Here is a 12,984-nt window from a genome sequence, read left to right on the forward strand (position 1 = left end):
AGGAACGAAGGAGGTTTCACATGACATATGTAAATGAAGTAACATCGAAGCACGCCGGTTTAACGGCTCACATCGTTAAGACTGAAAAATTCAAAACCGTCTCGCTTGTTTTCAAAATGCTGGCGCCTTTATCAAAAGAACTTGTCACAAAAAGGGCACTGTTTCCGCATGTGCTTCTTCGGGGCACCCAAAGACATCCGAAAACGGCGGATTTACGCGCTTATTTGGATGAACTGTACGGCACGTCTGTTTCATGCGACCTTTCTAAAAAAGGTGAACAGCACGTCATCACATTCAGACTAGAGATTCCTAATGAAAAATATTTAAAGGATCAAACGCCGCTGCTTGAAAAGGGTCTTCAGCTCTTGGCTGAACTTGTTTTTTCGCCGGCTCTTGAAGGGGATGCTTTTCAATCGCAGTATGTCAATCAAGAAAAACGCACGCTGAAACAAAGAATTCAAGCCGTGTATGATGATAAAATGCGCTATTCTAACTTAAGGCTCGTTCAGGAAATGTGCAAAAACGAACCATACGCACTTCATGTCAATGGAGAGATTGATGCTGTGGATGCGATTACAGCGGAAAGCTTATATGAAACATACAAGGCAGCTCTAAAACAGGACCAGCTTGATCTGTATGTCATCGGCGATGTTGACAATAAACAGGTGCAAAAGGGCATAGAAACGTATTTTAAAACTGAAGACCGGCCCCTTAGAACCATTGAAAAAGCAGCAGCCGGGCAAAAACCGGAGTCGAAAGAAGTCATTGATGAAGAGGATGTAAAACAAGGCAAGCTGAACATCGGATTTCGGACGAATATCATTTATACCGATCCGGACTATCCGGCTTTACAAGTTTTCAACGGCTTGTTCGGAGGGTTTTCCCACTCCAAGCTGTTTATCAACGTTCGTGAAAAAGCAAGCCTTGCCTACTATGCCGCCTCGCGGGTGGAAAGCTTTAAAGGGCTTTTAATGGTCATGTCGGGCATTGAAGTGAAAAATTATAAACAGGCCGTGACCATTATTGAAGAGCAATTCCAAGCAATGAAAAACGGGGAATTCAGTGAAGAAGATATTGAACAGACAAAAGCCGTTATTAAAAATCAGGTGCTTGAGACAATTGATACAGCATACGGTTTATCAGAATTTCTTTATCAGCAGGCTGCGGTCCAAGTTCAGATTCCGGTTGAGGACTTCCTCTCTAATATTGAGCGGGTGACAAAAGAAGATATCATCAACGCCGGCAAAAAAATCGAACTGGATACCACTTATTTCTTAACAGGGACGGAGGGAGCATCTTGACAAAACCAATCGAATTCGAACAGCTTCAAGAAACACTGTACCATGAAAAAATGTCAAACGGCCTTGAAGTGTATGTTCTGCCGAAGAAGGGCTTTAACAAAACATATGCTGTATTTACGACTAAGTACGGCTCAATTGATAACCAGTTTGTCCCTCTGGGAAAAGAAGAGATGGTCCATGTGCCCGACGGTATTGCCCATTTTCTTGAGCACAAGCTGTTTGAAAAAGAAGACGGAGATGTGTTCCAAGGCTTTAGTAAACAAGGGGCATCCGCCAACGCATTTACATCATTTACAAGGACGGCTTACCTTTTTTCAAGCACATCGAATGTCGAGAAAAATCTCGAAACGCTCGTTGATTTTGTCCAAGATCCCTATTTTACGGAGAAAACTGTAGAAAAGGAAAAAGGCATTATCGGGCAAGAAATCAATATGTATGATGATAATCCTGACTGGCGCTTGTTTTTCGGCCTCATTGAAAATATGTACAAAGATCATCCGGTCAGAATAGACATTGCCGGCACAGTAGAAAGCATTTCTCATATTACAAAAGATCTTCTGTATGAATGCTATGAGACCTTTTATCATCCGAGCAATATGCTTCTGTTTGTCGTCGGTCCCGTTGATCCGGAGGCAATCATCACCCAGGTTAGAGAAAATCAGGAGAAAAAACCTTATACAGACCAGCCTGACATTAAACGGAATGAAGTGAAGGAGCAAGAAGCGGTCTTCCAAAAAGAACGAGAAATCAAAATGAACGTTCAAGGACCGAAATGTCTCGTCGGCTTAAAGGAGAAAAATCCGTACAGATCAGGGAAAGAATTGCTAAAGCATGAGCTTGTTATGAATCTGATGCTCGAAACTCTCTTTGGCAAAAGCTCAGCCAATTATGGGTCTTTATACGAAAAGGGATACATCGATGAAACTTTCAGCTTTGATTATACGGCGGAACATGGTTTCGGGTTTGCTTCAATTGGCGGAGACACGAAAGAGCCGGATAAACTGGCGGAAGAAATCTCCGGCATCCTTCTGCATGCGGCTGATTCGGTAACCGCCGAAAAAATTGAGCTGGCGAGAAAGAAAAAAATCGGTTCATTTTTAAAAGCGATGAATTCTCCTGAATACATCGCCAACCAATTTACACGTTATGCATTTTTAGATATGAGTTTATTTGATGTCGTGACTGTCCTTGAGCAAATTACGCTTGAGGATGTGAAACAGGCGATTCAAGAGGAGATAGACGCAGACCGAATCACGGTTTGCAAGGTTGTACCTAAATCATAAAAACAAACATCCCTCCGAGCGTGAGGGGTGTTTTTTGCGGGAAAGAAGGAAGACATATGAATCAAACCGCTCTTGTAACAGGTGCGAGCGGAGGCATCGGGGAAAGAATAAGCGAAACGCTTGCAGCCAAGGGATACGATCTCTTGCTGCATTATAACCGCAATGAACAAGCGGCCGGACGCCTTGCCAAAAGACTTACAGAAACGTACGGAATTCATGCTCAGGTTTTGCAAAGTGATTTATCAGCACCAAGCGGCGCGGCAGCTTTGACCGATTCTATCCAACAGCCAATTGACGCGATCGTGCTGAACAGCGGAAAAAGCCATTTTGGACTTATTACAGACGTGGATAACAGCACAGTTCAGGACATGGTGCAGCTGCATATAGCGAGCCCGTTCATCCTGACAAGAAACCTTCTGCCCGGCATGATCAAAAAGAAAACCGGTGCCATTGTGGCTGTCAGTTCTATCTGGGGGGAAACAGGTGCTTCTTGCGAAGTGCTGTACAGCATGGCGAAGGGCGCGCAAAATTCTTTTGTCAAAGGGCTTGCAAAGGAACTGGCGCCTAGCGGGATCCGCGTAAATGCAGTGGCGCCGGGCGCGGTGGATACGGGCATGATGAATCAATTCAGCCCGGAAGAAAAAGAAGCAATAGCTGAAGATATTCCGATGGGCCGGCTTGCAGGCGCCCAAGAAATTGCCGATTCGGTTGCTTTTCTTCTCTCTGACAAAGCTTCCTATATCACCGGTCAAATTTTGTCCGTCAATGGCGGCTGGCACTGCTGAGCGAAAATAAAATATGTATAGTTTACGACGGGAAGGACACAATAATTTTGTAACTTCAAGAAGAAATGGAGGAAGCCTAAATGTCAGTACTAGATAACTGGGATAACTGGAAGAATTTCTTAGGTGACCGTCTGAACTATGCGCAAGATAAAGGGATGAGTGAAGAAACCATCACAGATCTTGCTTATGAGATCGGCGGCTACTTGGCTAACGAAGTTGATTCTAAGAACCATCAGGAAAAAGTGCTTGCGGATCTTTGGAGCGTTGCATCGAAAGATGAACAGCACGCCATTGCGAATGTAATGGTTAAGCTTGTCGAAAATAACAGCACTCACTAGTGAGAGAGAGGATTTTTCCTCTCTTTTTTATGTTTTCCTGTTCAGAGCAACATTCTTCTTTCTAAATAGGGAAAAATGCTTTATGATAAAGGAAGGTAAAAATTTGCCACAATGAAGGGGGTATATCATTTGGCAAAGCTCGAATGGTATTTTGAATATGAAATTCAAGTCAACCGCCCCGGACTGCTCGGGGATATTTCATCTCTGCTCGGGATGCTTTCAATTAACATTGTCACGATTAACGGCGTCGATCTTTCCAGAAGGGGAATGCTGCTCAGGTGCCGCCATATAGATCAAATTAAACGTTTAGAATCAATATTAAAAACGATGGAAACAATTAAGGTGACGAAGCTTAGAGAACCGAGGCTTCGCGACCGTCTAGCTGTTCGCCACGGGCGATACATCCAAAGAGATGCTGATGATAAAAAAACATTCCGTTTTGAAAGGGACGAGCTGGGCCTTCTCGTCGATTTTATGGCTGAACTGTTCAAAAAAGAAGGTCATAAGCTAGTAGGAATCCGGGGTATGCCGCGCGTGGGAAAAACCGAATCAATCGTGGCGTCCAGCGTGTGCGCGAGCAAAAGGTGGCTGTTTGTGTCATCCACACTTCTGAAACAGACGATAAGAAGCCAGTTGATTGCCGACGAGTACAGCACTGAAAATGTGTTTATCATAGATGGCATCGTGTCAACGAGAAGAGGATCTGAGCGCCATCTTCAGCTTGTCAGTGAAATCATGAGGCTGCCTGCGACAAAGGTAGTGGAACATCCGGATATATTCGTCCAAAATACTGAATACACACTTGATGACTTTGATTACATCATTGAACTCAGGAATGAACCTGACGAGGTTATTACATATGAACATGCAGAAGAACCCCAAATGTTTGATCAATCCGGGTTTTCAAGCTTTGATTTTTAATATTGGAAGGTGTTTGTTGTGACTGAACTAGGAATCCGGCTGAAAGAAGCCAGAGAGGAAAAAGCAATGTCATTGGATGATCTCCAAGCGGCGACTAAAATTCAGAAAAGATATTTAACCGCTCTGGAGGAAGGAAACTATGACATTATTCCGGGAAGTTTTTATGTAAGAGCTTTTATCAAGCAATATGCCGAAGCCGTCGGGCTCGATTCAGATCAATTGTTTGAAGAGTTTAAAAAAGACATTCCGAACACGTATCATGATGATGTTTCTGAAAAGCTTTCCGGCATGAAATCGCAGAGAGAGCTGCCAAAGCCCGCCTCTAAAGCGCTGGAAGTCTTGCCGACAATCCTTGTGATCGCAGGAGTCCTTGTTGTAATTGCGATTATTTATGTGGTTGTCCAGCTTACGATGAACAAAAGTAATGACCAAAGTGATGCTGCATCTAAAAAAGCGGTCACGCAAAGCGAAAGCAAATATGAAATTCCAAAGGATTCAACGCTGAAAGATAACAAAAAAAGCAGCAGTGAAACAGACAGTAAAAAAGATACGAAAACATCAAGCGCTAAAAAAGACGACGAAAAGAAAAGTGACAGCGGCAAGCTCAGCATAAAAGCCACCGGCACTGAAGGTTCAGCAACAACATACGAAGTCTCCGGCGCAGATAAGATCGAGCTTGAGCTGGATGCTTCAGACAGCGCATGGATCCGTGTGCGTGATGAAAACAGCAGTTCTCTGAAAGAGGGAACATTGAAAAAAGGCGAGACCTATAAAAAAGACATAACTGATCAAAAACAAGTGGATATTCGTACCGGGTATGCACCTAACCTGAAAATCAAAATCAACGGAGAGGTTCTTTCATATGAACTTGATCCTAAAGACGTGATGGCGCAAACGATTACGATTGTAAATAAAAAGGAAGAAAAGTCATCTTAATCAGCAGATGACTTTTCTTCGCGTCCGAGTACATAAATTGGAGGGGCAATATGTTTAACTTACCGAATAAAATTACACTTTCAAGAATCGCTTTAATCCCCATTTTCATGATTATCATGCTGGCGCCGTTTGAGTGGGGGCATCTTGATCTCGGAGATGAGTCGATTCCGGTCGCACATCTGGTCGGAGCTATTTTATTTATTATTGCATCTACGACAGACTGGGTGGACGGATATTACGCCCGTAAATTAAACCTTGTAACGAACTTTGGGAAATTTCTTGATCCGCTGGCTGATAAGCTGCTCGTATCGGCTGCTTTAATTATTCTCGTTCAGCTTGAGCTTGCTCCTGCGTGGATGGTAATCGTCATTATCAGCCGGGAGTTTGCCGTGACGGGTTTACGGCTCGTCTTGGCGGGAACAGGGGAAGTTATAGCCGCCAACATGCTGGGTAAGGTCAAAACATGGGCTCAGATCATTGCTGTTTCTGCATTGCTTCTTCATAATCTGCCGTTTGAGCTTGTGTCATTTCCGTTTGGCGACCTTGCGTTATGGGTAGCTGTATTCTTTACGGTTGTGTCCGGCTGGGAATATTTCGCGAAAAACTGGGAAGCGTTAAAAACATCTAACTAAGAAAGAAGGACAAACATGATGGAGTTAGGAAAAAAAGCAGAAATTATTGCGGTCGGTTCAGAGCTTTTACTCGGTCAGATCGCCAATACCAATGCTCAATTTATCAGTAAAGAGCTTGCCGAGATCGGCATTAATGTGTTTTATCATACAGCTGTCGGAGACAACCCTGAGCGGCTGAAGCAAGTCATCCGCATTGCTGAAGAACGTTCTGATTTTATCATTTTTTCAGGGGGGCTCGGACCGACGAAGGATGATTTAACAAAAGAAACAATCGCAAATGTGCTGGGCCGTCCGCTCGTTCTTGATGATGAGGCTTTTCAATCAATTGAAGATTATTTCAAGAAAACAAAGCGTACGATGTCACCGAATAACCGTAAACAGGCGCTTGTGATTGAAGGCTCAGACGTATTGGCCAATAAATTCGGCATGGCGCCGGGGATGCTGACAGAGCACGAAGCCCGTCTTTATATGCTGCTTCCCGGGCCGCCGAGCGAACTGCACCCTATGTTTGAAAACGAGGCCAAGCCGCTTCTTCTTGAAAAACTCGGATCAAATGAAAAAATCGTTTCAACTGTTCTCCGGTTTTTTGGAATCGGCGAATCCCAGCTTGAAGCTGATTTAGAAGATATTATTGATGCACAGACCAATCCGACAATCGCTCCTTTGGCTGCTGACGGAGAAGTGACGCTGCGTCTCACTGCAAAGCATGCGGATGAATCGGAAACAGAGCGGCTGCTAAAAGAGACTGAAGCCGTGATTTTAGACCGTGTCGGAGAGTTTTTCTACGGGTATGATGATACATCTCTTGTTAAAGAGCTTTCAAAAGCGTGCAAGGAAAAAGGAATGACTCTTTCTTCAGCGGAGAGCTTTACAGGCGGTCTGTTCGCTGAATGGCTGACTGATTTAAGCGGTGCTTCGCAATTGTTTGCCGGCGGCGTTGTTTGCTATTCAAATGAGATGAAGCAGCACACCTTGGGGGTAAAGCCTGACACCCTGCAGCAGTTCGGAGCAGTCAGCAAAGAATGCGCGGGAGAGCTTGCCTCGGGGATTAAACGGCTGACGGGCAGTGACATTGGAATCAGTTTTACCGGCGTGGCCGGTCCTGAAGGGCAAGAGGGCCATGCCCCGGGACATGTCTTTATCGGCATTTTCGCGGACGGAAAAGAAGAGGTTCATGAATTTAACTTTGCAGGCTCCAGAACAGGCGTCAGAAAGCGTGCTGCCAAATACGGATGTCATTTAATCCTGAAACTCTTAGAACAAAAATAATGTTTTAGCACATTATCCTCCATGAAAAACCTGTTTTCTTCCGGCCATTATGATATTTTTATAGACAACAGGTTAAGAAAAAATCCGAATATGCGTTCGCTTTTTTCTTGGCAAATGCCTGCAAACAAGGTATAGTATATGTAGTGGCAAGTTAAAGGAGGAAAAAATAGAATGAGTGATCGTCAGGCAGCCTTAGATATGGCTCTTAAACAAATAGAAAAACAGTTTGGCAAAGGTTCTATTATGAAATTGGGGGAAAAGACAGATACAAGAATTTCAACCGTACCAAGCGGCTCTCTTGCGCTTGATACAGCGCTTGGAATAGGCGGGTATCCGCGCGGACGGATTATCGAAGTATACGGACCGGAAAGCTCCGGTAAAACAACTGTTGCGCTCCATGCCATTGCAGAAGTTCAGCAGCAGGGCGGACAAGCAGCGTTTATTGATGCTGAGCATGCATTGGACCCTGTATACGCGCAAAAGCTTGGCGTTAATATTGAAGAGCTTTTACTTTCTCAGCCTGATACGGGCGAGCAGGCGCTTGAAATTGCTGAAGCGCTTGTCAGAAGCGGCGCTGTTGACATTGTTGTCATTGACTCGGTGGCAGCTCTCGTTCCGAAAGCTGAAATTGAAGGAGACATGGGGGACTCACACGTAGGACTTCAGGCCCGCTTGATGTCTCAGGCACTTCGTAAGCTTTCCGGAGCAATCAATAAGTCTAAAACGATTGCTATTTTCATTAACCAGATTCGTGAAAAGGTCGGCGTCATGTTCGGAAATCCGGAGACAACTCCCGGAGGCCGTGCGCTGAAATTTTATTCCTCTGTACGGTTAGAAGTGCGCCGTGCCGAACAGCTGAAGCAAGGCAACGACGTAATGGGGAACAAAACACGAATCAAAGTTGTGAAGAACAAGGTGGCTCCGCCGTTCCGTACGGCTGAGGTTGATATTATGTACGGAGAAGGGATCTCAAAAGAAGGAGAGATCATTGATCTTGGAACTGAGCTCGATATTGTGCAAAAAAGCGGCTCTTGGTACTCTTACGAAGAAGAGCGCCTTGGTCAAGGCCGTGAAAATGCAAAGCAGTTCTTAAAAGAAAACAAAGATATCATGCTGATGATTCAAGAGCAAATTCGCGAACATTACGGCTTGGATAACAATGGAGTTGCACAAAAGCCTGAGGAAACCCAAGAAGAGCTAGAATTTGAAGGATAAAAACCAATGTAAAAAAAGGGCGGAGCGGCGAACTCCTGCCCTTTTTTTGTTTGTCAAATGTAAGCATACAGACGGAAGGCTGGCTGTTCAAATGATGCGAACAAGATGAACTATTTATTGGTGTGGCGTTTGATTAAACAAAGGGTTTATAAACCAATCCTGTCGCCTAAAATATCAAATGATAAAAGAGCATATTTATTTTTAGTTTTTACAACCTTTTTGAAGCTTACTTCGTCTAAAAATATGGTGCCTGCAAATTGAATTTATATTAGGGGGAAAAAACGAATGACGAGCTCGAGAAGCCGCACCAGAGATTCGAAACGAAGACGGAGAAAGCTGAACAAAAGGGGTAAGCTGGCTCTTTTTATATTGCTGATCGCTGTCTGCTGTATCATAATCTGGATAGGGAAAAATCACCAAAACGAGGAACCGGCAAAATCAGCTCCAGCGGCCGAGGACGGTTCTGATAAAAATAAAAAAAATCAGGTTCAAAAGAAAAAAGAAATGAAGAAGAAAAACCAAGATCAGCTTGCAACAGCCGATGATAATAAAAATATCAGCAACTATTTGCAAAGCATTGGATTCAGCGGAACAGCAATGATTGTAAAAGATGGAAAAATCGTGACGAATAAAGGCTTCGGCTATGCAGACCGTGAACACAAAATAACAAACAACCCTGAAACCACTTATTTTGTCGGATCGTCGCAAAAAGCATTAATTGCGACCGCCGTTTTGCAGCTTGAGGAAAAAGGCTTGCTTCGAACGAGCGATCCTGTCGCAGCTTATATAGAGGGTTTTCCGAATGGAAAGCAGATTACTTTAAAAAATCTGTTAACACATACTTCAGGAATCAGGGGGCATATCGAAGCAGAAGGCGCGATTACCCCGGACGACTTGATAAAAGATATTGAAAATCAAGGAATTAAACGGCAGCCAGGCATATGGGATTATCAGGACTCAAATTATTCAGTGCTCGCCTATATCGTTGCCAAGGTAAGCGGGGAGTCATATGAACATTACATAACAAACCATATTTTCAAACCGGCGGGCATGACGTACGCAGGCTTTTACAAAACGTTTCAAAAACAGCCTTATCCTGCCGTCGGCTACAAATTGGATAAAGGCGGAAATTTAGTGACGCCGCACATACTTGATTTATCCCAGCTGTACGGCGCGGGCGATATATATATGAGTGCATACGATATGTATAAATTTGATCAGGCTCTTGTGGATGGCACTCTTTACTCAAAAGCCAGCTTTGAAAAAATGTTCACCTCCGGAAGCAGTTCGACCTACGGAATGGGGTTTTATGTTGATCCGGGAAGCTACTCCAACCATGGTGTAATGCCCGGCTACAACATTTTAAACAGCTTCAGCCGCTCAGGGAACAAATTTGTTATTTTATTTTCAAATATCCAAAATAATACGAAATTGGGGCAGGTAAATAATAAAATGTATCAATTTCTCAATCAAGAAGAGGCTCCTGATTCCCAAGCGGCAAAAACAAATGGATAGTGCGACGCACTTTTATATAGACGGAATAGATATGCCGTCAATCGTTAAGATGGCAAGCTTGACAAGTATTTCCGACACAATTACAATGAAGTTGTAGTATTTGTTTTTTTAACATGATTGTTAAACCATTTAAACTTGACAAGGGCAGTGAGAAACTCATTCCCTGTGAAGGTTCTGTATGTTGAGAAAACTAGACAATGTACATGCCGACACTTATTTTAGCAACAACCAAGTTCATAGCAAGAGGAGGTGAAAGTATGACCCCAATTATGATGGTTCTCATCTCCATTTTGCTGATTCTACTCGGTTTAGTTGTTGGCTACTATGTTCGTAAAACCATTGCCGAAGCGAAAATTGCGGGCGCACGAGGTGCTGCCGAGCAAATTCTTGAAGATGCAAAGCGCGATGCTGAAGCACTGAAAAAAGAAGCTCTGCTTGAAGCAAAGGATGAAATCCACACACTTCGAATAGATGCTGAACAGGAAGTTCGTGAAAGACGAAATGAGCTTCAAAAACAAGAAAACCGTTTACTCCAAAAGGAGGAAAACCTTGATCGGAAACATGAGGGGATTGATAAACGGGAAGCGATGTTGGAGAAGAAAGATCATTCTCTGAATGAACGACAACAACATATTGAAGAGATGGAAAGCAAAGTGGATGAGATGATTCGTATGCAACAGTCAGAGTTGGAGCGAATTTCAAGCCTCACTCGTGACGAAGCGAAGCAAATCATTCTTGACCGGGTTGAAAACGAGCTTTCACATGACATCGCCATCATGACAAAAGAAACTGAAAACCGTGCAAAAGAAGAGGCTGATAAGAAAGCGAAAAACATTCTTTCGCTCGCCTTACAGCGCTGCGCAGCAGATCACGTTGCCGAAACGACGGTTTCAGTTGTCAATCTTCCAAATGATGAGATGAAAGGGCGTATTATCGGACGTGAAGGGCGTAACATCCGTACCCTTGAAACGCTGACAGGAATTGACCTGATCATTGATGATACCCCAGAAGCTGTCATTCTTTCCGGATTTGATCCGATCAGACGTGAGACAGCGAGGATCGCTCTGGATAAACTCGTTCAGGATGGCCGTATTCATCCGGCACGGATTGAAGAAATGGTTGAAAAATCTCGCCGCGAGGTCGATGACTACATTCGTGAAATGGGTGAACAAACCACATTTGAGGTTGGCGTTCACGGTCTTCACCCAGATCTGATCAAGATTCTCGGCCGCTTAAAGTTCCGTACAAGCTACGGTCAGAATGTGCTGAAGCATTCCATGGAGGTTGCATTCTTAGCCGGTTTAATGGCTTCGGAGCTTGGAGAGGACGCAAAGCTTGCCAAACGGGCCGGACTGCTTCATGACATCGGGAAAGCAATTGATCATGAAGTCGAAGGAAGCCACGTTGAAATCGGCGTGGAGCTTGCGACCAAATATAAAGAGCATCCAGTCGTCATTAACAGTATTGCGTCACACCACGGGGACGAAGAGCCGACTTCTATCATCGCAGTTTTAGTAGCCGCAGCGGATGCACTGTCAGCTGCAAGACCTGGCGCGAGAAGTGAAACGCTTGAGAATTATATTCGCAGACTTGAAAAGCTCGAAGAAATTTCTGAGTCCTACGAGGGTGTTGAAAAATCGTTCGCAATTCAGGCTGGACGTGAAGTGCGCATTATGGTGAAGCCGGATTCGATTAACGATCTTGAAGCCCATCGCCTGGCACGGGATATCCGTAAACGAATTGAGGACGAGCTTGACTATCCTGGACACATTAAAGTGACAGTGATAAGAGAAACACGAGCCGTAGAGTATGCAAAATAAAGTGATGCGCTAAGCATCACTTTATTTTTTTGACCGGCAAGGAAATGAAAAACAGAAAGGGTTCGAAGAATGAGAATTTTATTTATTGGAGATGTTGTCGGCTCACCGGGCCGCGACATGGTAAAAGAGTATGTTCCGAAACTAAAAACGAAGTATAAGCCGCATTTCACGATTATTAACGGGGAAAATGCCGCTCACGGCAAGGGCCTGACAGAAAAAATTTATCACAGCTTAATGCAGGCAGGCGCAGACGCTATTACTATGGGTAACCACACATGGGACAAAAAAGAAATATTTGACTTTATAGATGACGTACCGCACCTTGTCCGTCCGGCCAATTTTCCGGAGGGTACGCCGGGAAAAGGAATCACATATGTAAAAGCGAACGGTAAAGAGCTTGCCGTCATTAATTTGCAGGGACGCACATTTTTGCCGCCGCTCGATGATCCGTTTCAAAAGGCAGATGAATTAATCGCAGAAGCGGCTAAACGAACGCCCTATATCTTCATTGATTTTCATGCCGAGGCAACAAGTGAAAAGCTGGCGATCGGCTGGTACACAGATGGCAGAGCGTCTGCAGTAGTGGGTACGCACACACATGTGCAAACAGCAGATAACCGCATTTTGCCTAAGGGGACGGCATATATTACTGATGTAGGAATGACCGGCCCATATGACGGCATTCTCGGCATGGACCGAGAGACCATCATTAAACGCTTTAAAACAAACCTCCCTGTCCGTTTCTCTGTCGCAGAAGGCAAAACCACATTAAGCGGTGTCGTTATTGATATTGACGACCAAACGAAAAAAGCGGTTAAAATTGAGCGTATTTTGATAAATGATGATCACATGTTCTTTGAATAACTGAGCATATGTTTATTTTATAAAAATATTAAAAAGAAAAGCAGGAATATAGCAACTTCTTAGTGAATATAGTAAAAATGGAAGGTAGCCAGCTATTTTTGAAAA

At 44.0% G+C, this 12,984-nt stretch carries 12 protein-coding genes; all 12 read left to right on the forward strand.

Going from position 1 to position 12,984, the window contains the following annotated elements; all coding sequences use genetic code 11:
* Positions 1–20 precede the first annotated feature (20 nt).
* The 12 genes from yfmF (at position 21) to ymdB (ending at position 12,879) form a co-directional block, all read left to right on the forward strand.
* On the forward strand, positions 21–1,301 hold the full coding sequence (gene yfmF / locus AXI57_RS17735; RefSeq protein ID WP_061670799.1) for an EF-P 5-aminopentanol modification-associated protein YfmF: 1,281 nt from the start codon (positions 21–23) through the stop codon (positions 1,299–1,301).
* Positions 1,298–2,584: an EF-P 5-aminopentanol modification-associated protein YfmH gene (gene yfmH / locus AXI57_RS17740; RefSeq protein ID WP_061670800.1), complete on the forward strand. Its 1,287-nt coding sequence runs from the start codon at positions 1,298–1,300 to the stop codon at positions 2,582–2,584. The genes yfmF and yfmH overlap by 4 nt, the downstream gene beginning before the upstream one ends.
* Before the next feature lie 56 nt (positions 2,585–2,640).
* On the forward strand, positions 2,641–3,369 hold the full coding sequence (gene ymfI, locus AXI57_RS17745) for an elongation factor P 5-aminopentanone reductase (RefSeq protein WP_061670801.1): 729 nt from the start codon (positions 2,641–2,643) through the stop codon (positions 3,367–3,369).
* A gap of 80 nt (positions 3,370–3,449) precedes the next feature.
* Positions 3,450–3,707 (forward strand): DUF3243 domain-containing protein, encoded by a 258-nt coding sequence (locus AXI57_RS17750; protein WP_003328873.1) that lies wholly within the window; start codon positions 3,450–3,452, stop codon positions 3,705–3,707.
* A gap of 129 nt (positions 3,708–3,836) precedes the next feature.
* Positions 3,837–4,628 carry a DUF3388 domain-containing protein gene (locus AXI57_RS17755; RefSeq protein ID WP_003328872.1) on the forward strand — a complete coding sequence of 264 codons (792 nt, stop codon included), beginning with the start codon at positions 3,837–3,839 and terminating at the stop codon, positions 4,626–4,628.
* A gap of 18 nt (positions 4,629–4,646) precedes the next feature.
* Positions 4,647–5,564 (forward strand): cell shape determination protein RodZ, encoded by a 918-nt coding sequence (gene rodZ, locus AXI57_RS17760; protein WP_061670802.1) that lies wholly within the window; start codon positions 4,647–4,649, stop codon positions 5,562–5,564.
* 50 nt (positions 5,565–5,614) lie between these two features.
* Positions 5,615–6,196 (forward strand): CDP-diacylglycerol--glycerol-3-phosphate 3-phosphatidyltransferase, encoded by a 582-nt coding sequence (pgsA, locus tag AXI57_RS17765; RefSeq protein ID WP_061670803.1) that lies wholly within the window; start codon positions 5,615–5,617, stop codon positions 6,194–6,196.
* 18 nt (positions 6,197–6,214) lie between these two features.
* Positions 6,215–7,465, forward strand: a complete 1,251-nt coding sequence (locus AXI57_RS17770) for a competence/damage-inducible protein A (protein WP_061670913.1) — start codon at positions 6,215–6,217, stop codon at positions 7,463–7,465.
* 171 nt (positions 7,466–7,636) lie between these two features.
* Entirely contained in the window at positions 7,637–8,680 is a 1,044-nt protein-coding gene (gene recA, locus AXI57_RS17775) for a recombinase RecA (protein ID WP_003328867.1), read from the forward strand.
* Positions 8,681–8,965: 285 nt separating this feature from the next.
* Complete coding sequence (locus tag AXI57_RS17780; protein ID WP_003328866.1) at positions 8,966–10,195, forward strand: serine hydrolase domain-containing protein; 1,230 nt, start codon at positions 8,966–8,968, stop codon at positions 10,193–10,195.
* 257 nt (positions 10,196–10,452) lie between these two features.
* Complete coding sequence (gene rny / locus AXI57_RS17785) at positions 10,453–12,015, forward strand: ribonuclease Y (protein ID WP_003328865.1); 1,563 nt, start codon at positions 10,453–10,455, stop codon at positions 12,013–12,015.
* A 69-nt stretch (positions 12,016–12,084) separates the two neighbouring features.
* Complete coding sequence (gene ymdB, locus AXI57_RS17790; RefSeq protein ID WP_003328864.1) at positions 12,085–12,879, forward strand: 2',3'-cyclic-nucleotide 2'-phosphodiesterase; 795 nt, start codon at positions 12,085–12,087, stop codon at positions 12,877–12,879.
* Positions 12,880–12,984 lie beyond the last annotated feature (105 nt).

Origin of the sequence: Bacillus atrophaeus (assembly GCF_001584335.1) — a bacterium.
In the GTDB taxonomy this organism is placed as follows: Bacteria; Bacillota; Bacilli; order Bacillales; family Bacillaceae; genus Bacillus; species Bacillus atrophaeus.